The 18,645-nt window shown below is 71.2% G+C and carries 15 protein-coding genes and 2 pseudogenes; 6 read left to right on the top strand and 11 right to left on the bottom strand.

From position 1 onward, the window contains the following. Nucleotides 1-147: 147 nt before the first annotated feature. Nucleotides 148-1,485 carry a hypothetical protein gene (locus KYK13_RS12295; protein WP_223644285.1) on the bottom strand — a complete coding sequence of 446 codons (1,338 nt, stop codon included), beginning with the start codon at nt 1,483-1,485 and terminating at the stop codon, nt 148-150. 231 nt (nt 1,486-1,716) lie between these two features. On the opposite strand from KYK13_RS12295, the gene KYK13_RS12290 reads away from it, so the two are divergent. From KYK13_RS12290 to KYK13_RS12280, 3 genes are all read left to right on the top strand, one after another. Beyond that, nucleotides 1,717-2,289: a hypothetical protein gene (locus KYK13_RS12290; RefSeq protein WP_223644283.1), complete on the top strand. Its 573-nt coding sequence runs from the start codon at nt 1,717-1,719 to the stop codon at nt 2,287-2,289. Further along, nucleotides 2,276-2,659 carry a GIY-YIG nuclease family protein gene (locus tag KYK13_RS12285; protein ID WP_223644280.1) on the top strand — a complete coding sequence of 128 codons (384 nt, stop codon included), beginning with the start codon at nt 2,276-2,278 and terminating at the stop codon, nt 2,657-2,659. The genes KYK13_RS12290 and KYK13_RS12285 overlap by 14 nt, the downstream gene beginning before the upstream one ends. 124 nt (nt 2,660-2,783) lie before the next feature. After that, nucleotides 2,784-4,301: an Hsp70 family protein gene (locus KYK13_RS12280; RefSeq protein WP_223644278.1), complete on the top strand. Its 1,518-nt coding sequence runs from the start codon at nt 2,784-2,786 to the stop codon at nt 4,299-4,301. Between the two features lie 7 nt (nt 4,302-4,308). On the opposite strand, the gene KYK13_RS12275 is transcribed toward KYK13_RS12280, so the two are convergent. After that, the gene (locus tag KYK13_RS12275) at nt 4,309-7,038 is read right to left on the bottom strand and encodes a PAS domain-containing hybrid sensor histidine kinase/response regulator (protein ID WP_223644276.1); all 2,730 of its coding nucleotides are present in this window, start codon (nt 7,036-7,038) and stop codon (nt 4,309-4,311) included. Nucleotides 7,039-7,621: 583 nt separating this feature from the next. Here KYK13_RS12275 and KYK13_RS12270 point away from each other — a divergent pair. Then, nucleotides 7,622-8,014 carry a two-component system response regulator gene (locus KYK13_RS12270; protein ID WP_223644275.1) on the top strand — a complete coding sequence of 131 codons (393 nt, stop codon included), beginning with the start codon at nt 7,622-7,624 and terminating at the stop codon, nt 8,012-8,014. Between the two features lie 12 nt (nt 8,015-8,026). On the opposite strand, the gene KYK13_RS12265 is transcribed toward KYK13_RS12270, so the two are convergent. The 7 genes from KYK13_RS12265 to KYK13_RS12235 form a co-directional block, all read right to left on the bottom strand. Beyond that, nucleotides 8,027-8,701 carry an SOS response-associated peptidase gene (locus KYK13_RS12265; protein WP_223644273.1) on the bottom strand — a complete coding sequence of 225 codons (675 nt, stop codon included), beginning with the start codon at nt 8,699-8,701 and terminating at the stop codon, nt 8,027-8,029. An 80-nt stretch (nt 8,702-8,781) separates the two neighbouring features. Further along, nucleotides 8,782-10,236 carry a dGTP triphosphohydrolase gene (gene dgt / locus KYK13_RS12260; protein WP_223644271.1) on the bottom strand — a complete coding sequence of 485 codons (1,455 nt, stop codon included), beginning with the start codon at nt 10,234-10,236 and terminating at the stop codon, nt 8,782-8,784. Nucleotides 10,237-10,375: 139 nt separating this feature from the next. Beyond that, on the bottom strand, nt 10,376-11,047 hold the full coding sequence (locus KYK13_RS12255) for a DUF2378 family protein (RefSeq protein ID WP_223644269.1): 672 nt from the start codon (nt 11,045-11,047) through the stop codon (nt 10,376-10,378). A 66-nt stretch (nt 11,048-11,113) separates the two neighbouring features. Next, entirely contained in the window at nt 11,114-12,556 is a 1,443-nt protein-coding gene (locus tag KYK13_RS12250; RefSeq protein ID WP_223644267.1) for a sensor histidine kinase, read from the bottom strand. A gap of 354 nt (nt 12,557-12,910) precedes the next feature. Further along, nucleotides 12,911-14,551 (bottom strand): GMC family oxidoreductase, encoded by a 1,641-nt coding sequence (locus KYK13_RS12245; protein ID WP_223646595.1) that lies wholly within the window; start codon nt 14,549-14,551, stop codon nt 12,911-12,913. A 95-nt stretch (nt 14,552-14,646) separates the two neighbouring features. Next, a complete protein-coding gene (locus KYK13_RS12240; RefSeq protein WP_223644265.1) occupies nt 14,647-15,168 on the bottom strand; it encodes a hypothetical protein in 522 nt (173 codons plus the stop codon). Nucleotides 15,169-15,260: 92 nt separating this feature from the next. Further along, the gene (locus KYK13_RS12235) at nt 15,261-15,461 is read right to left on the bottom strand and encodes a hypothetical protein (RefSeq protein WP_223644262.1); all 201 of its coding nucleotides are present in this window, start codon (nt 15,459-15,461) and stop codon (nt 15,261-15,263) included. 59 nt (nt 15,462-15,520) lie between these two features. Between KYK13_RS12235 and KYK13_RS39295 the strand changes: the two are divergent. Continuing rightward, nucleotides 15,521-16,096, top strand: a pseudogene (locus KYK13_RS39295) (alpha-glucosidase); the annotation flags it as partial. Between the two features lie 69 nt (nt 16,097-16,165). Here the strand turns inward: KYK13_RS39295 and KYK13_RS12225 are convergent. Together KYK13_RS12225 and xth are read right to left on the bottom strand one after the other, a co-directional pair. Continuing rightward, nucleotides 16,166-16,447 (bottom strand): annotated as a pseudogene (locus KYK13_RS12225) (pyridoxal-phosphate dependent enzyme); the annotation flags it as partial. 92 nt (nt 16,448-16,539) lie between these two features. After that, nucleotides 16,540-17,310, bottom strand: a complete 771-nt coding sequence (xth, locus tag KYK13_RS12220; protein ID WP_223644260.1) for an exodeoxyribonuclease III — start codon at nt 17,308-17,310, stop codon at nt 16,540-16,542. Between the two features lie 204 nt (nt 17,311-17,514). Here xth and KYK13_RS12215 point away from each other — a divergent pair, with 204 nt between their 5' ends. Beyond that, on the top strand, nt 17,515-18,576 hold the full coding sequence (locus tag KYK13_RS12215) for a lipopolysaccharide assembly protein LapB (RefSeq protein WP_223644258.1): 1,062 nt from the start codon (nt 17,515-17,517) through the stop codon (nt 18,574-18,576). Nucleotides 18,577-18,645 lie beyond the last annotated feature (69 nt).

Raw genomic sequence — 18,645 nt, 5'->3', positions numbered from 1 at the left:
ACCAACAGCATCAACACCGCCGTCGCGCGAAGTCCTCGCAATCACAGAGGAATCAACACGGTTCAACAGCGTGATGGGACCCGGCTTTCTATAAAAAAATGAAGGCCCTGGGCCTGCGCCGCGGACAGTCCGAGACATAGGCACGCGTCACTCTTGAGGCGGAGGCGCGGGGCGCCGCGTCCAGCCTTGGAGGAGCCGCTCGGCGGCGTCCCGATAGCGCCACTCCGCCCGGGCGAGCATCACCTGCTCCCCGCGCTTGATCCGGATCGCCACCCAGAGCGGCAGGCCGGGGACGAAGTGCGCATCCCCCGCGGCCCAGGTCAGCCCTCCCGTGGCTTTCGCCACGCGCGAGATACAGGCGTCGAACTCCTCCGCGGGCAGCCAGCGCAGCGTCTCCAACAGCCGGTCCGGCTCGAACCCCCTCAGTGACGTGGGCTTGCCGGTGATGGCCTGGAGCACCTGCGGGCCGCTCCCGTCGGGGATGAACGCCAGCGTCCGGGGACGCAGGACGCAGGTCCCGTCGACATCCCCCACCTTCGCCGGGAGGAGGGCAACGTCCTCCAGCTGTACGCCGGTCCGCGAAGCAGCGCCGAGCAGGGGTGGCTGCCGGTGCAGCTCCAGCATGACCATCAAGCCCAGGGCATCCTGGACGCTGCGGGCGCGCAGCCGGCGGTCCCCCGTCACCACCAGGTCGAACTGGTCCCGGTCCAAACGGACGCCGTTGGCCGCGATCGAGTCCAGACGCACGGCCTGTGCCTCGCCCACCAGGGGCGTCCAGAGCAGCCGCTCGCTGGTGATCCGCAGCCGGCCGGAGCGCAGCAGGGGCCACAGCAGGAGCCCTCCAATGAAGAGCCCCAGGAATACCCCTCCCAGGGTCTGCACCTCGGGAACACGTGAGACCATGAGGAGGACGCAGAGCAGGATCCCCAACGGCACGATCAGCAGATAGCGGGAGGGCACGTTCATACCGGCCACGCCCGGGCCTGGCTGCACCGCGCGCTCACGGGTGTGCTCGGGCTCGAAGACCACCACCTCGCCCTCCTTCAGCGCCTTGCTGACAGGCTGGCCCAGCAATACCACCAACCGCCTCAGCGCCTCATCGAAGGACACGTCCGGAGGCGCGACCGTCAACGTGTCCAGCCGTTGCCGCGCGAGCCGGGTGATGCGCTCGATCTGCGAGGAGAGCGTGCGGGCCTGCCGCAGGACGGGCATGTCCTCGGACCACGCCTCCACCTCGGCGCGGCGGCGCACCCGCGCCAGCGCTTCACGCACCACCGGAGCCCCAGCCACGAGCGCGGACACCCGATCCAACTGCGCCAGCAACCGGCGCTTCCAGCCCCGGGCCGACAGCACGGCCTCCAGCTCCGCGTACGGGCGCTGCGCCCCGGAGATGATCTCCGCACCGCCCTCCAGGATGCGCTCGGCATCCAGTTCGGCTGCGGCAAGGTCATTCGCGGAGGGAGCTGTTCGTACGCGTTCGGGCATCAGGCCGGAGCATACCCGGGCACACCGCCGCAGGGCGCTCTCCTGGTTGCATGCCTTCAGCCGCGTTGACGGCCGCGCGAGCGGTCTGGTCTATTCGCGTCCACGGGTGCCGAGGGGCGCCCGCCACCCGGAAAGACGACGTCACCCTCGCCTCACCCGCTGTCGCCAGACTCCCGATGAAGTCCTTCCACGGTCCCCCAACGGGTGAGGGCCTGCACCGGAGGATTCGTCATGGGAACCGGCAGCCCCCTCCCCGTCACGCTTCATGAATACAAGGTCCGCGCGTCCCTGCTGCTCAAGGACCTGGACTCGCCCGACACCGCCCGCGCCACGCGCGCCGCGGAGCGGATGCGCGCCCTGCCCTTCTTCGCGGCCCTGCCCCTGGGGGAGGTGCTCGCGCGAAGGGACGGCATCCAGCGCAAGCACGGCCTCGCCGTGGTCGCGCGGGAAGCGGGCCACGCCACCTGGACGGACCTGAAGCAGGCCCTGGAGGCCCACGTGGGGCAGTTGGACACGCGCGCCTTCTTCCAGAAGGTCCACAGCGTGTTCCTCAACCGGTGGTTCTCCACCTACGAAGCAGCCGCCCGCTCATTGGAGTCGCAGGGCGGCTTCCTCTTCCCCTTCCGCACGCAGTGCTTCGTCTGCGAGGCCGACTTCCTCCAGGCGCTGGGCATTGATGCGACGGATCCGGACTGGGAACGGATGGGCCGCGACTGGGTGCGCCCCCGCGACGCCGCCGCGAAGGAGCGGCTGGAGAAGCAGCTCATCGCGCTGGGCTACGGAGGCCGCCATGACATCGGGTGACGACTCGCGCGCGGCCCGCGCGGAGCGCAAGCGCGCGTACAAGGAAGCGGAGGTGCCCATGGGCATCTACGCCATCCGCTGCCACGCCAACGGCAAGCTGTTCGTGGGCCACGCGCTCAACCTGACCGCGATGTTCAACCGCATCCGGTTCGAGTTCGCCCAGCGCATGCACCGCATCCCCGCCTTGCAGGCGGACTGGGAGCGCTACGGCGAGGCGGCCTTCTCCTTCGAGGTGCTCGACAAGCTCAAGCCCCGCGAGGAGCCCGGCGGCCCTCCGCCCGCGGAGGAGCTGAAGGTGCTGGAGGAGATGTGGCTGGAGCGCCTGAAGCCCTTCGGCGACGCCGGCTACAACACGCCGCCCGGGACCTGACACCGTGGGTTCAACCGACCTCCGCGCACAGGCGAATGGCACCGCGGAGGTGCTCCCTTGAGCACATCTCCACCGCCGTGCCGGGTGCCCCGGCGCGGCGGGACGTGCGAGGATGGGGGCCTTCATGAGCACGAGCGCCGCCCCCATCCTCGGCATTGACTTCGGGACCACCAACACCGCGGCGGCCTTCTTCGACCGGGCGAACAAGCTTCGCGTGGTGCCCATCGCGGAGAAGAGCCTCACCCTGCCGTCCATCGCGTGGTTCCACGCGGGCGACAAGGCCATCGTCGGCCCGGCGGCGCGCCGGCAGATCATCGACGACCCGCGCCACACCGTCTTCGGCGCCAAGCGCTTCCTGGGCCGCCGCTTCCAGTCCGAGTACGTGGCCCGCCACCGCGGCCGCTTCGCCTTCGAGCTGGTGGAGGGCCCGGACGGCTACACCGCCGTGGAGGTGTACGGGAAGGTGACGCCGCTCATCGACGTGGCGCACTTCATCCTCAAGCACCTCAACACGCTGGCCACGCACGCGGCTGGGGCGAAGTTCGAGGAGTGCGTGCTCACCGTGCCCGCGCACGCCACCATCCGCCAGCGCGAGGCCATCCGCCGGGCCGCGGAGAAGGCGGGCCTGCGTGTGCGCGCCATCGTCAACGAGCCCACCGCCGCTGCGCTCTACTACGCCAACCTGCGCAACCCCGAGCAGACGGTGATGGTGTTCGACCTGGGCGGCGGCACCTTCGACGTCACCCTCATGTCGGTGCAGAACCGCGTGGTGAAGGTGCTGGCCACCGGCGGCGACGCGTTCCTGGGCGGCGCCAACTTCGACGAGGCCATCGTGGAGGCGCTGGTGGATGACTTCCGCAAGGACCAGGGCATCGACCTGCGCGACAACAAGGTCGTCATGCAGCGCCTGGTGTTCGCCGCCGAGTCCGCGAAGATGGCGCTCTCCAGCGCGCCCTCCGTCCCCATCCGCATCCCCTGCATCACCCAGAAGGACGGCGCCTTCGTGGACTTCAACGTCACGCTCACCCGCGAGCGGATGGAGGCCATGGTGTTCCAGCTCATCGAGCGCACCGCCGCCGCGTGCGACGACGTGCTGGAGAAGGCCGGCCTGAAGCCGGACGCCATCGACGAGCTGGTGCTGGTGGGCGGCCAGACGCGCATGCCCGCCATCCGCAAGCGCCTGGCCCACTTCAAGAAGCTGTCATCGGACAAGGAAGTGCACCCGGAGCTGGGCGTGGCCGTGGGCGCGGCCATCCTCGGGCGCAACCTGGCGCGCGGCATCAGCGGCCTGTCGGACGTGGTGCCCATGCCCATTGGCGCCATGGTGCCCGGCGGCGGCCAGCACGAGGTGCTCCCCGCCAACACGCCCGTGCCCGGCACGCGCAGCGTGGACCTGGACCTGCCGCCCTGGCCGGGCCCCGTGCCGGTGGCGCTCTTCGAGGCCTTGGACCGCACCACCGTGGAGCGCGAGCTCCTGGGCACCGTGCGCATCGAGCCCGACTGGCGCATGGCCCACCCGGGCCCCACCACGCTGGAGCTGCGCATGGGGCCGGACTTCGCCCTCACCGCGAGCCTCGTCGCGAAGGACGGGCAGCGTCAGCCGCTCACCATCACCGACCCGGGCGCGCCCCAGCGGGCCTGAAGGAGCGTCAGCCCGCGGCCCGGGAGACCACGGTGCCCTTGAGCTGCTCGAGGAGCCGGCGGCTCTCGTCCAGCGCCTCCTGGCAGTGGGCGATGAGCCCCTCCAGCCCCTCCAGCACGCGGGCGTCCGCGCGCTGCTCGATGTCCCAGCACAGCGACTCCAGCATGGCCGCCCCGAAGTAGGCCGCGTTGGACTTGAGCGTGTGCGCGGCCCGCGCCAGGTTCTCCAGCTCGCCGCGCGCGAGCGCGCCCCGCGCGTCGTCCATCAGCCGGGGCATGCTCTCCAGCGCGGTGTCCACCAGTTCCGGGAGCATGCGCTCCACCTGGCCGTCCAGGGACTGCCACAGCCGCTCCAGCGCGCCCGCCTCCAGCCCGCGGATGCGCGGGGCGCCCATGCGGGGCGCCTCCGGGGCGCGGGCGATGGGGGCGGCCCCGGGCTCGCGCGGCAGGCGCTCCCAGGCGCGGCGCAGCGCGGCGATCAGCTCCTCCACGCGGATGGGCTTGCTGAGGAAGTCGTCCATGCCCGCTTCCAGGCACTCGCGCCGGTCCGCCGTCATGGCGTTGGCCGTCATGGCGATGACCCAGGGCTGCTCGCCGACGGGGATGTCCTTGCGCAGCTGGCGCGTCGTCTCCAGGCCGTCCAGCTCCGGCATCTGGACGTCCATGAGCACGACGTCGTAGCGGTTGCGCCCGAGGAGGTCCAACCCCTCGCGGCCGTTGTTCGCCGTGTCCGACGGGTAGCCCAGCCGCTCCAGCACCAGCAGCGCCAGCTTCTGGTTGGTGGGGTTGTCCTCCACCAGCAGGATGCGCAGCGGCATCTGTTCGCCGGGGCGCGAGTTGAACACGGAGCGCTCGCGCGTGGCGGGCGCGGGCGCGACAGGCAGGGGCCGGGCGGAGATGAGGTCCTGGGCCAGGCACGTCATCAGCGCGTCGTGCAGCTGCGACGCCTTCACCGGCCGGGGCAGCACCGCCGTGAAGAGGCCCGGAGGCTGCGCGTCGCGCTGGTCGTAGGACGTGAGCAGCAGCAGCGGCAGCTCGCGCGCGTCGCGCTGCTGGCGGATGTGCGCCGCCAGCGTGGGGCCGTCCATCAGCGGCATGCGGTGGTCCAGGATGGCCAGGTCGAAGCGCGCCCCGGACTCCAGCCTGGACAGCGCCTCCTGGCCGGAGCCCACCTCCACGAGGGCCATGCCCCACGCGGCCAGCTGGCGGCCCAGCAGCTTGCGGTTGATGGCGTTGTCGTCCACCACCAGCACGCGCCGGCCGTGCAGCTTCAGCGCGTCCGGACGCAGGACCTCCGCGCTGCGCGGGGCCTCGCGCGCCTGGAAGGTGAAGTGGAACGTGGCGCCCCTGCCCGGGACGCCTTCGCTCTCCATCCAGAGGCGCCCGCCCATGGCCTCCACCAGCCGCTTGCTGATGGCCAGGCCCAGCCCCGTGCCGCCGTAGCGGCGCGACACGGATTCATCCAGCTGGTTGAAGGGCTGGAAGAGGCCGGCGCGCGCGGACTCGGTGATGCCCAGGCCGGTGTCCTGCACCGCGAAGTGCAGTTCGAAGAGGCCGCCCGGCGCGAGCGGCTGGCGCGGCGTGTCCACGGAGATTGACACCCCGCCGCGCTCGGTGAACTTCACCGCGTTGCCCACCAGGTTGAGCAGCACCTGCCTCAGGCGCGCGCCGTCGCCCACCACGCTGACGGGCGTCTCGTCCGTGACGTGGTAGCCCAGGTCCAGGGACTTCTCGCTCGCGCGCATGGCGAGCAGGTCCAGCACGGACTCCACGCACTGGCGCAGGTTGAAGGGCTGCTGCTCCAGTTCGACCCGGCCGGCTTCGATCTTGGAGAAGTCCAGCATGTCGTTGAGCAGCCCCAACAGCGCGTCCCCGCTCTGGCGGATGGTGGACGCGAAGTCGCGCTGCTCGGGCGTGAGCGCCGTGTCCATGAGCAGCCCCGCCATGCCGATGATGGCGTTCATCGGCGTGCGGATTTCGTGGCTCATGGTGGCCAGGAACAGGCTCTTGGCCTGGTTGGCGTCCTCGGCGGCCTGGCGCGCCCGCTGGAGGTCGGTGACGTCGTGGTAGATGGCGATGAAGCCCATGGACTGCCCGGCCACCGTCACCGGCAGCGCGCGCAGCTCCACGTCCACCACCGTGCCGTCCTTGCGCACGCGCTTCGTCACCACGTGCACGCGGTCCTTGCGCAGCACCTCGCGCGACGTCTCCTCGGCCTCCGGACGGATGGTGTCCGCGTTGGCCACGAGCTTGAGGATGTTGCGCCCCAGCGCCTCCTGCGGCGTGTAGCCGAAGAGCCGCTCCGCGGCGGGGTTCCAGCTGAGCACCTCGAAGTTGCGGCTGATGGTGACGATGGCCACCGGGCTGTGGCGCACCACCGCCTCGAAGAACTCCTTCTGCTGCCGGAGGATGGACTCGGCCGCCTGGGCCGCGTCCACGCCCCTCAAGAGCAGCAGCCAGCCGCCGTCCTGCGGCACCGCCTGCACCCGCACCGTGCGCACCGGCCCCTGCGGGACCTCCGTCTCCGGGGAGGTGTCCCCCGGCGAGGAGACCTGGGGGGATGTCCAGCCCGGCAGCACGCGGTCCACGGGCTGTCCCACCATCAGGTCGCGCGGCCCCAGCAGCGCCTCCGCGGCGCGGTTCACGGCCACGACCCGCAGGGTCGGGTCCAGGACGAGCACGCCGTCTCGCGTGTGCTCGAACAAGGCCGGATACGCGCTGGGTGGCAGTTCGGGCAAACGTCCCCCTCCGTTCAAGAACTGTAGGTCAGTCGAGGCGCCAGTTCCATGTCATCCACGGAAAACCGTGGAGGTGGGCGGGCGCAAGGCCTTTTCCGGTGCTCCCGGGACGGCGATTCAGGGGGTTGGAATGCCTGCCTGGCCACGGACGGGGGCGGGCTGTTTCGGTTTGTTTTCATACAGCGGAGGGAGCGCGCCCAGGGTGCTGGCGAGGATGCCCCGGGCGATGCGTGAGCGAAGCCAGGTTCCGGGGGTGGAAGGGATCCATGCCACGGAGGAGGCCCATCGGGACATGCCAGATGCAGGGCACGGCGAGCCCCGTGACGGAGGCCACGGCGATGCGCCGGCGCCGGACCGGCACGGCCCTGTCGGAGGACGTCATGGCCGCGAATCCTAGGGCCTTTTCCGGGACGGCCCAGGAACTGTCTGGAGCCGCCGCGCCACTGTTTCCGGGCGGGCGGCCGGGCGGGCCCCTCCCCTCCTGGCCATGGCAGGGACCGCCGGCCCGGAATCAACAGCGGGCCCTGGGCAGTGCGCCGCTCGGGCGTCCTAGCTTTCCGTTGACCCCACGGAAGAGAGAGCCGTGCCCGACGCGACCCCGCCGCTGATTCTCATCATCGATGACGAGCCGGAGCTGGAAGTGATGGCCCGGTACCTGGAGCTCGAAGGCTACTCCGTGCTGACGGCGACCAACGGTGAGGAGGGGTTGATAGCCCTGGCCTCGTGCCGCAAGCCCTGCATCGTGCTGCTGGATTTGATGATGCCGGTGATGGATGGCTACGGCTTCCTGCGGCGGATGCACGACGACGCGACACTGTGCGGGTTGCCCGTCTTCGTGCTCACCGCCAGCTTCCCGACGGAGCGGATGGCCGGCGTCGTGGGAACCCTGCACAAGCCCCTGCACATGGAGCTCTTGAAGGAGGCGGTCGCGCCCTACTGCCCGCCGCCGGAAGAGGAGGACTCCGCGGCGGGCTGAGAGTCCCTCGAGTCAGGCCGCGATGCGGGCCACGCACTCGGGCCCGTCGTTGGCGGGCGAGTTCACCCCGCGCGCCACTTCGTAGACGTCCAGCGGTGCTTCCGCCGCGGGGACGAGCAGCGGCAGCAGGACGGACGCCTCCTGGGGCTCCGGGCGCAGCCACACGGACTGGCCTTCCGGGGACAGGATGACGGGCATCCGGTCGTGGATGGGCGCCATCAGCGCGTTGGGGCCCGTGGTGATGATGGTGCAGGTGCGCAGCACCTCGCCGGTGTCTGGCGCCGTCCACTCCTCCCACAGGCCCGCCAGCGCCAGCGGCCTTCCCTCGCGGTGGTGGAAGAAGTACGGCGTCTTGGGCTTCGTGGACTGCTTCCACTCATACCAGCCATCCACCACCACCAGGCACCGCCTGCGCTTCAGCGCCGCACGGAAGCTGGGCTTCTCCGCCACCGTCTCCGCGCGCGCGTTGATCATCTTGTTGCCGATGGACGCGTCCTTCGCCCATGACGGGATGAGCCCCCAGCGGAACACGTCCAGGAGCCGCGCGCCGTCGTTGGGCACCACGGGCAGGAGCTGCGTGGGACAGAGGTTGAAACGCTCGCGCTCCAGCGTCGCGCGCGCGCCCGCGAGCTCCAGCTCGGCGACGAGCTGCGCGGGAGAGGTCCGGACGGTGACTCGGCCACACATGGGCCACGAGCGTAGCGCCCGGCGGCCGGGACCGCACGTTCCGGGCGCCCGGCCGGTGGGGGAGCGGACGCGGGCGCGGACTACGTGGGCAGCTGGATGCCGGACAGCCGCTGGTACAGCTCCACCGCGCGGCTGTCCGACAGGCCGGTGATGTAGTCCGTCACGCACAACAGCCGCTGGTACGGCGTGAGCCGCTGGATGACCTCGTCGCGCCGGGGCGGGCGCGGCGCTTCTTCGTCCGCCGCCGCGAACTCCGGGCGTTGGAAGCACTCCAGCGGCAAAAGCTGCCGCAGCTTCCGCTCCTCCGCGTTGGGAGACTCCGCCACCACGGACAGGGCGAACATGTCCAGCAGGCCGCCCAGCGTCTTGAAGCCCGCGCTCTCAATCTGGAGCACGCGCTCGCTCCAGTAGCCGTGCTCGCGGGTGAAGTCGGTGATCTCCTCCAGCTGCGCGCGCACGTCCGGCTGGAGCTCCGTGAGCGGCTTCTCCACGCGGCCCGCCTCCAGGTCGTGCGCGTGCGCCACGAAGGCCTCCACGCACCTGGGGATGAGCTTGCCAATGGCCCTCGCCCGCGCCTGGGCCATGCGCGTCTCCAGGTGCCGGGGCGGCTTGCGGACCACCGGCTCCGGAAGGACGGACTCCAACAGCTGGCACGCGCGCTCCATGGGCACGAGCCCCAGCTTCGCGGAGTCCTCCAGGTCGATGACCGCGTAGCAGATGTCGTCCGCGGCCTCGACGAGGAAGGCCAGCGGGTGGCGGCTGAACACGCCGGGCTCGCGCTCGCGCAGGCCCGTGGCGCGCCAGGCCTCCAGCGCCAGGTCCACGTCGTCCTGGAAGTAGCCGAACTTCTTCTCCGACACGACGCCCTTCGCCTTCGGCCGCGAGCCGGGCAGCACCGACGGGCGCGGGTACTTGCTCATGGCCCCCAGCGTCGCGGCCGTGTAGCGCAGCCCGCCCCGGCGCTCGCGCGACTGGAGCCGGTTGAGGATGCGGAAGCCCTGCGCGTTGCCCTCGAAGTCGCGCAGGTCGCGCCACTCGGACTCCGTCGTGAACGGGCTCTTGCTCCCCGCTCCCGGCGGGGAGAGCCGCTGGCCCACCCAGTGCTGGATGGCCGCCTCGCCCGAGTGGCCGAACGGCGGGTTGCCGATGTCGTGCGCCAGGCACGCCGCCGCCACGATGGTGCCCAGGTGCGACGGGTCCAGCTCCACGCCCTGCGCCTTCAATCCCAGCCCGGCCTGATGGCCCAGCGAGCGGCCCACGCAGGACGCCTCGATGCTGTGCGTGAGGCGCGTGCGCGTGTAGTCGCTCGTCGACAGCGGGAAGACCTGCGTCTTGTCATGCAGGCAGCGGAACTCGCTGGAGAAGACGATGCGGTCGTAGTCGCGTGAGTAGTCGTTGCGCTCGTCGAGCTGCCGGTGCGCGGCCTCCGCCCCGGACGCGTCCGCCTGCGCGGAGCGCGGCCCCGACCCGACGCGGGTGTCCGACAGGAGCCTGCGCCAGCGCTCCGTGCGTTCCTGACTGTCATCGCGGCTCACGCGCAAGAAACTCCTCCCGGTGCGGTGGAGAGCCCCACCATCGTGCGCCCCCACACCGCGCGCGCAAGTTCCCACGCCCTCCGGGACTGAAGCGCATGCCACGGGGGACCGGGCCCCAACTCCCGGTCCCCCGCGCGCCCTACTGGAACACCCGCCAGCGGGCCTCCTTGGGTGTTTCCGTGGGCAGCACGACGGGCACCTCCCAGGTGATGTGGTACTCGGTGTCCAGCAGGCCCAGCTTGCGTCCCTGGACCTGCGGGTTGCGTGTCCCCACCATGGTGAGCACCTCGCGCAGCACCCCCTCGTGATACGCCGGCGGCATGAAGTCGCGCCTCATGACGAACAGCGCTTCCCCCTCTCCCTTCCAGTCGACGGTGCGCTCCCCGTAGCTCACCGCCATCTGGTAGCCGGAGGGCAGGTTCGACACCAGCTTGCGTGGGTCCCCCGCGGACAGGAGCAGGAAGGTGCGCCCCACCGCGGACTCCAGGAAGCTGCGCGTGGCCTGCATCCCCATCTGGCGCAGCGCTTCGTCGCCCCCGCCCCAGCGGGGGGCCAGCATCCGCGTCGCCACCTGCGCCAGCTTGAGGAAGCTGGCCACCGGGTAGTTGAAGAAGCCCACGTAGCGGCGATCCTCGGTGGCGGCCCGGCACGCGGCCACCGCCTCCTCGCCCGCGCCGACGCGCACCGTCTCCAGCACCCCCAGGAAGAACATGCCCCGGGCGGTGTCCAGATCCGTCGCCGCCATCCGACGCACCGCCCAGTCCGCCTCCACCGCGCCCGCCTCCGGGTACGGCTTCGCCTGTTCCTGCATGCCTGCCTCCGTTTTTCACGTGGGCCCACGCCCCACACGTGTGTCGCCAACCTGCCGAAGTCCGCCTCAGGAAGGCACCGCGGCGCATGTCACCGGGGCGCTCCCGTCAGGAAAGACGACCGTGAAGCGCGAGCCGTGACCCAAATCGCTCTCCGCCTGGATGCGCGCCCCATGGCCCTGCACCAGGCGCTTCACGATGGCGAGCCCCAGCCCGGTGCCGCGCACCTTGGTGGTGAACATGGGCTCGAAGATGCGCTCCAGGAGCGGCGCGGGGATGCCCGGCCCATCGTCCGTCACGCGCAGGCTCCAGGCGCCGTCGCCCCGCGCGTCGGCGTGCACGCGGACGGTCCCGGAACGCTCCGCCGGAATGGCCTCCACCGCGTTCTGGATGAGGTTGACGAGCACCTGGCGGAACTGTTCACGGTCCAGGTGCGGCACCGGCAGCCCGTCCGCGACCAGGTTGTCCACGCGCACGCCGTCCCGGCGAGGCACCACGCTGATGGCCTCCTCCACCAGCGGCCGCAGCGGACAGGGCGTGCGGCGCGGAGGCCGCCCCTTCGCGTAGTCCAGCAGGTCGGAGATGATGACCGAGCACGCCTGCAGCTCCCGGTCGATGATGTCCAGGAAGCGCGGGATGCGTGGGTCGGAGGGCAGCGAGCCCGCCTTGCGCAGCCGGCGCAGGACGAACGCGTGCGCGGTGCGCGCGGCCGCCAGGGGGTTGCGCAGCTCGTGGCTGACGCTGGCGGTGAGCTGCCCCAGCGACGCGAGCCGCTCCATCCGCTCCGCCTGGTCACGCACGGCGTGCACCTCCCGCACGGCGGCATCCAGCTGTCCCGCGCGCAGCGCCAGCTCCGCTTCGATGGCGGCCTCCGCCAGGGCCTGGTGCCCGGCCCGCTCCCCCAGGTCGCGCAGTGCGTCCCGACAGGCGACGACGAGCACCAGGTCGATGGCGGCCACCCAGAAGGCGTGCTCCAGCAAGCGCCACCATTCCGGGTGCGGCTGCCCGTAGACGGACTCCGGCCACAGCGCGCCCCGCATGCAGTGGTCCACCCCCAGGGTCAGGCTGGCGGTGAGCAGCACCTTCGGATCCCGGTAGAACGACAGCACCGCCAGCGAGCCGAAGATGTGGAAGTGCGTCTCGATGCGGCCGCCCGTCAGGTGGATGAGCAGCGCGGACCAGAGCATCTGGCTCACCGCCACCACGTGCCGCGTCACCGCCGCCCCCGGGTGCAGCCGCGTGAGCATCACCGGGAAGACGCTCAGCGCCGCGCCCAGCAGCACCGCCGTCCGCACGTGCAGGTGCAGCGCCAGCACCCTGCCCTCCCACTCATGGGGAGACACGAACACCGCCACCAGCACCGCGGCCGCCCACTGCCCCAGCACCAGCCAGGTGAACAAGCCATCCACCCGCTTGCGCGATTCGCGCAGCTGCAATGCCAGCAGCGCCTCCGCCCGCCCTTCCAGGCCAGGCGAGACATACACCGGAGCATGACTGGAAAAGGCTGACATGGACGAAGCCATCTCTTCACCCGGCCAGGATGACGGCGGAAGCGACCAAACTGCAAAATTGTGAATACATGAAACAGCCTGAATCCGACCATGCTGCCTGAGGGCACCTGAGTGGCCGGGCTTGAACACTGCCGGTTCGCGTCCCGACAATGTCTGACATCCCCAGGGAGCGGCCTCCCGTGCATTCGCAGGCAACAATGACAAGCGGGCCATCCCCGCGTCCACCGAAGCCTCCGTCTCCGAGACCGGAGTACAAGGCTCGCGATGACGTCTGGCCAAAGGGCCCCGCCCACGGGTCTCAAGGGGGGACAGGGGGCATGCGCGCACATGCCTTCGTGCGCGGGCTTTTGTGTCTCAGGAGACCGCGGCGTGGGCGCGCGAGGAGGGCTCGAGCGTGGCGTCGGTGTCGCCGCGGGGCTGCTCACGGGCGGCGGGGATGAAGGTCATGGCGCGCTCGGCGAGCGCGGCGATGGTGAGTGAGGGATTGACGCCCGGGTTGGCGGAGATGGCTGAGCCATCCACCACATACAACCCTTCATAGCCATACAGGCGGTGTCTCGCGTCGATGGCGCCTGTCTCGGGCGAATCCCCCATGCACGCACCGCCCAGGATGTGCGCGGTGGTGGGGATGCCCATGAGCGTCTCGCTGACCATGGTCATGGGGTAGCCATCCAGCTTGTCGGACACGCGCTTCGCCAGGTCGAAGGACTCCGGCATGTTCGCGGTGGGCGCGGGGCCCGCCTGCAGGCCGGTGGTGAGGCCCGTGCGGAAGCCGGTGGTGAGCGCGCGGGCCCGGCGCATGCGCAGGTGGCCCTCCATGGTGCGCATGTACAGGAGGATCATCGTGCGGCGCGCGAAGTCCGGGACGAACCAGGCCTGGAGGAAGCGCAAGGGGCGGCGCGCGAGCAGCCCCACCAGCCGGGCCATGCGCGACCATGCGGTGGCGCCGGGGACGTGGGGCGCCATGAGCAGGCGGAAGAAGCCGGAGCCCGCGGGGTAGCGCACGGGCTCCAGGTGCGAGTGCTCGTCGGTGTGGAGGATGGACCCGATGGCGATGCCCCGGGACAGGTCGCGGTCCTTGTGCTTCCCGCCACTGATGATGCCGATGAGCGCCTCGGAGTTGGTGCGCACGCCATCGCCCACGCGCTCGGAGAGGTTCGGCAGGCCGTCCCGGGCGTCCTTGAGCTTGAGCAGGAGGTCCAGGGTGCCCAGGACGCCGCCCGCGAAGATGACGTGCTTCGCGGTGAAGCGGCGCGTCTTCTTGAAGAAGCCGGTGCCCTCCCGGGCCGTCACCTCATAGCCGCCCTCCGGCAGCGGACGCACCCACGTCACCTCCGTGTCCGCGTGGAGCGTGAGGCCGCGCTTCTCCGCGAAGTAGAGGTAGTTCTTGTCGAGCGTGTTCTTGGCGTTGTTGCGGCAGCCCAGCATGCAGCCGCCGCACGCGTTGCAGCCGGTGCGGTCCGGGCCCTCGCCGTTGAAGTAGGGGTCCTTCACGGTGACGCCGGGCTCACCGAAGTAGATGGCCACGGTGGTGGACTGGAAGTCGGGGCGCCCCAGGTCCTGTCCCACGTCCTTGAGCACCTGGTCGGGGTACGTGTTGAGCGGGTTGACGGTGGCGCCCAGCATGCGGCGCGCGGTGGCGTAGTGCGGCGCGAGCTCCCGCTTCCACGGCGCCAGGTGGCCCCAGGAGGCAGCGTCGAAGAAGTCGTCCTTCGGGATGGGCAGCGTGTTGGCGTAGACGAGCGAGCCGCCGCCCACGCCGACGCCGGACAGCACGGTGACGTGACGGAAGAAGGTCATCTTGAAGAGGCCGCGCCACCCGAGTTGCGGCATCCACAGCCAGCGCTTCAGGTTCCAGTTGGACTTGGGGAAGTCCTGTCCCCGCAGGCGCCGGCCCTTCTCCACCATCACCACGCGATAGCCCTTCTCGACGAGCCGCAACGCGCTGACGCTGCCGCCAAACCCCGAGCCGATGATGAGCCAGTCGCAGTCCATGACGTCCTCTCGCGTCTCCCGGGGTGCGTGCGCCTGCCGCCCTCGAGGAGGTCCGCACTCTATGCCACGAGCGCGGGCCGTCCTTACGGGAGCGCTCAGGAGCGGGATGACGCGGACGGGCGCTTCGTGGCCTGCCTCCTCGCCCGGCGTGCGGCGGGCGTGTTGGCGACGAACTGGCGGCCAGCCCGTGAGCCCTCGCGCTTGCGCCGCTCCGTGGCCTTCTTCTGGCCGGGGCTCAGGTGGGCCCAGGCCTCCTTTGGAAGATAGCGCGCGGTCGTCTTTCCATGCCGGGCGCGGGTGCCGCCGTCCTGGGTGCCCCACTCCTCCTGCGTCCAGGAGGTCAGGTGGCGCTGCGCACTGCCGCGAGCGCCCTGGTAGCCGCCGCCGGCCTTCTCGTACTCCTTGGCGAGGAGCTGGGCCTTGCGCGCGCTCCACTGCCCCGCGCGGCCGCCCTTGTCGCTCTTCAGGATGCGCTTCTTCAGGTGCTCGCGCAGGGCGGGGTTCGTATACCGGCCGCCGCTGGCCGAGGCGTGGCTCCTGCCCGCGGCTCGCTTCGAGGGCGCGGCGGAGGCGTGCTTGCGCCGGGGGGCGGTGTGGGTCTTCCGTCGGGTGGCCATCCAGGCTCCTTTGCTGGTGACAAAGGTACGGATGGCCGGAGGGGAATGGCTTTCGCGCCCCGCTGCCTGCCCACCCTTGGAGTGGGTGGAGGCTATGCCGGGTCGGGCTCGCGGGGCCGGAAGAGGGAGCACGCGCGCACGGGCTGGGGCGCGTACTTCTGGGGCAGGAGCGGACACATGATGAAGGTGGACGTCCGCGTCTGGACGTAGCGGGGCGGAGCGGCGCAGCGGTGGCAGAGGCTGTCCGGGAACGGCAGCGGATCCGGTGGAGGTGGCATGACAGTGGACAGCATCGCACGGGCCCCGAAGGAAAGGCGGGTGCGGGCCGCGCGCGCTCCCTAGATTGCGAGGAATGCACGTCGCTGACGCCCACGTCGAACCCGCCCGGCTGCGTCTGTCCGGCCGCCACGCCGTCCTGGAGGTGTCGTGTCCGCTGCCCGGAGTGCTGCGGCTGCGGCACGCGCCGGTGTCCTCGGAGGTCGGCTTCCTCCACCCCGAGCTGCCCGCCAAACAGTCCGGGTCCGTCATCGCCGAGGGGAGCCACGCGCTGACGGTGGAGCGCGACGGCGACCACGTGCGGGTGACGGCGGAGGGCGTGTCCCTGGAGGTGGACGCGGAGTCGGGGACGTGGCGCTTCCGGGACTCGCAGGGCCGGGAGCTGGCGCGCTGCGTGGACGTGTCCGGAGGGACGCAGGCCGCGTATCCGATGTTCCGGCACCGCGCGCGGCTGACGCTGCGGGCGCCCGAGGGCGAGCGCTACCTGGGGTTCGGCGAGAAGGTGGGGCCGCTGGACAAGCGGGGCATGCACTTCACGTTCTGGAACACGGACGTGGTGCCGCACCACCCGGACACGGATCCGCTCTACCAGTCCATTCCGTTCTTCGTGGGCCTGCGCGACGGCGTGGCGTGGGGGTTCTTCCTGGACGAGTCGTGGCGCTCGGATGAGCCCCTCCACCGTCTCCACGCGCGCGCCGTAGGCCCGCGTCTCCATCAGGAACAGCGACGCGATGTCCTTCGGCACGAAGACGTGCGCCTCCAGTCCGCCCCACGCCGCGTACGCCGCCAGCGCGCTGCCCGCGGATGGCAGACACACCGCCTTCGCGCCCAACACCTTCGCCATGGACACCGCGGCGGACAGGCCCCGCGCCTTGAAGGAGCCGGTCGGGTCGCCGCTCTCGTCCTTCACCAGGACGTGCCTCAACCCCAGCCGTGCCCCCAGCCGGGGCGTGGGCAACAGCGGCGTGAAGCCCTCCCCCAAGGGAACAACGGCGCCTGACACGCCGTGCACAGGTTCCACACCTGGCCCGGCGCGAACGGCTGGTCGCACGTCGTGCCTTCGAGTCGGAGGACGGACATGCCTTGCGACTCTACTCAGTCCTTCAACTCCAGCCACACGGGTGCGTGGTCCGACGGCTGCTGTCCCTTGCGCTCCTCGCGGTCCACGTCACACGCCGTCAGCCGCTCCACCAGCGGCGCCGTGAGGAACAGGTGGTCGATGCGCACGCCCTTGTTCTTGGGGAACATCAGCATCCGGTAGTCCCACCAGGAGAACTTCTGCACGTCCGGGTACAGCTTGCGGAACGCATCCGTCAGCCCGAACGCGCACACCTGCTGGAGCGCGTCCCGCTCGCGCAACGTGAAGAGCGTCTGCCCCTCCCACTGCGCCACGTCGTACACGTCGATGGGCTCCGGCGCGATGTTCCAGTCCCCGCCCATCACCAGCAGGTCGTCCGGCTTGTGGCGCGTGTCCAGGTAGTTGCGCAGCCGCCGGTACCACTCCAGCTTGTAGACATACGCGGGCGAGTCCACCTGCTGCCCGTTGGGCGCGTACGCGCTCACCACGCGGATGCCATTCACCGTCGCGGAGATGAAGCGCGCGTGCGTGTCATCCACCCCGTCCGACAGGCCGCGCACCACGTCCGTGGGCTCCGTCTTCGCCAGGATGGCCACGCCGTTGTACGTCTTCTGCCCGTGCACCGCGGCGAAGTAGCCCGCCTCATTCACCGCGTCGAAGGGGAAGTCCGCGTCGGTGCACTTGAGCTCCTGCAGGCACAGCACGTCTGGCTGGTTGCCCTTCAGCCAGTTGATCAACCGCTGCTGCCGGGCCCTCACCGAGTTCACGTTCCAGGTCGCGATTCGCATGCAGCACGGACCGTCGCACGCGGCCCGCGCCCCTGCCACGCTTTTCCCCTCGCGCCTGCGGCCCCAGGGACACACCCGCCGTCCTCGCCAGGGAGAGGGCGTTGGCACACCGGTCGCAATAGGAGGTCTCGGGCCGCCACTACCGGCCCCGGGACGCCGCTTCCGGCTCCCGCCGCTGTCCTGAGCAGCCCCGAGGGGAGTGCCATGAACCCGAAGACGCGCACCCGGTCCCGTCGCCCCGCCTCCTTCCGGCGCTTCACCGTGCCGCCCGCGCTTCGCAAGGCCCTCATCCCCGCCGCGCTCGCCGCCCTGGGGCTCGCCGCGTGGGAGGACGTCCCCCTGCCCCGCCTGCTCAGGCCCTGGTTCGTCCACGCCGTGGAGGCCCGCGCCGCCCGGTCCGCCCCTGTCGCCGCCGCGCCCACCCTGCCGCTGGAGGTCGCGGGCCACGAGACGATGACCGCCCCGCGCCTCATGGACGAGACCGCCCCGCTGGAGCCCGCCGCGGGCACTCCGGCCCCCGCCGACCCGCTGGCGCTGCCGCACACGCACGCCCGCCGGGTGGACCACGTGGCCCGCGCCCAGGGGCTGCGCGACCTGGGGGACCTCTCCGGTGCCATGACGGAGCTGCGCCGCGCGCTTCACGACGACCCGGGCGACACGGATGCCCTGGCGCAGCTCGCTCGCACGGCTCGGCTGGCGGGTGACACGAAGCTCGCCATCGACGCGTACGCCCGGCTGGGGCAGGCAGAGCCGCATGAGGCGGGGGCGCTGGTGCAGCAGGCCCGGCTCCTGGTGTCGGAGGGCCGCTTCGCGGATGCCGTCCGTGTGGGCGAGGAGGCGCTCCTGCGCGACCCGGAGGAGGCGGAGGTGTACCAGGTGCTCGGCCGCGCGCACCTGGGCGCCAACGAGCTGACGTCCGCCATCCTGCGCTTCCAGCAGGCCGTGCACCTGGCCCCCGAACACGGTCACGCGCTCAACAACCTGGGCTTCGCCTACCTGCGCGCCAACGACAACGCGCGCGCCGTGGAGGTCCTCACCCAGGCCGCCGCCCTCCTGCCGCACGTGGCCTACGTGCAGAACAACCTGGGCGTCGCCTGCGAGCGCCTGGGCCGGCTGGAGGAGGCCCGCGCCGCCTACGCCGCCGCCACCCGGCTGTCGCCCCGCTACGTGCAGGCCCGCGTCAACGCGGAGCGGGTGGGCCGCGTCGCCCGGGCCGACCCCGCCGCCCCGGTCGAGCCGGAGCAGCTCCCGCCCGTCACGCCGTAGGGCAGGCGGCCAGGAAACACCCCTCGGACCGGGGGGAACAGTCCGGGCGGTTCACCCGGCCCGTCCCCC

Source organism: Corallococcus sp. EGB (assembly GCF_019968905.1).
Classification (GTDB): domain Bacteria; phylum Myxococcota; class Myxococcia; order Myxococcales; family Myxococcaceae; genus Corallococcus.
The sequence above is the reverse complement of the archived record's forward strand: the minus strand, read 5'-3'. Positions and strand labels throughout refer to the sequence as shown.

Bases quoted from the DNA above. Each gene is read 5' to 3' on its own strand.
- KYK13_RS12295 (WP_223644285.1), bottom strand. From the start codon at position 1,485: ATGCCCGAACGCGTACGAACAGCTCCCTCCGCGAATGACCTTGCCGCA.
- KYK13_RS12290 (WP_223644283.1), top strand. From the start codon at position 1,717: ATGGGAACCGGCAGCCCCCTCCCCGTCACGCTTCATGAATACAAGGTC.
- KYK13_RS12285 (WP_223644280.1), top strand. From the start codon at position 2,276: ATGACATCGGGTGACGACTCGCGCGCGGCCCGCGCGGAGCGCAAGCGC.
- KYK13_RS12280 (WP_223644278.1), top strand. From the start codon at position 2,784: ATGAGCACGAGCGCCGCCCCCATCCTCGGCATTGACTTCGGGACCACC.
- KYK13_RS12265 (WP_223644273.1), bottom strand. From the start codon at position 8,701: ATGTGTGGCCGAGTCACCGTCCGGACCTCTCCCGCGCAGCTCGTCGCC.
- KYK13_RS12255 (WP_223644269.1), bottom strand. From the start codon at position 11,047: ATGCAGGAACAGGCGAAGCCGTACCCGGAGGCGGGCGCGGTGGAGGCG.
- KYK13_RS12250 (WP_223644267.1), bottom strand. From the start codon at position 12,556: ATGTCAGCCTTTTCCAGTCATGCTCCGGTGTATGTCTCGCCTGGCCTG.
- KYK13_RS12245 (WP_223646595.1), bottom strand. From the start codon at position 14,551: ATGGACTGCGACTGGCTCATCATCGGCTCGGGGTTTGGCGGCAGCGTC.
- KYK13_RS12240 (WP_223644265.1), bottom strand. From the start codon at position 15,168: ATGGCCACCCGACGGAAGACCCACACCGCCCCCCGGCGCAAGCACGCC.
- KYK13_RS12235 (WP_223644262.1), bottom strand. From the start codon at position 15,461: ATGCTGTCCACTGTCATGCCACCTCCACCGGATCCGCTGCCGTTCCCG.
- xth (WP_223644260.1), bottom strand. From the start codon at position 17,310: ATGCGAATCGCGACCTGGAACGTGAACTCGGTGAGGGCCCGGCAGCAG.
- KYK13_RS12215 (WP_223644258.1), top strand. From the start codon at position 17,515: ATGAACCCGAAGACGCGCACCCGGTCCCGTCGCCCCGCCTCCTTCCGG.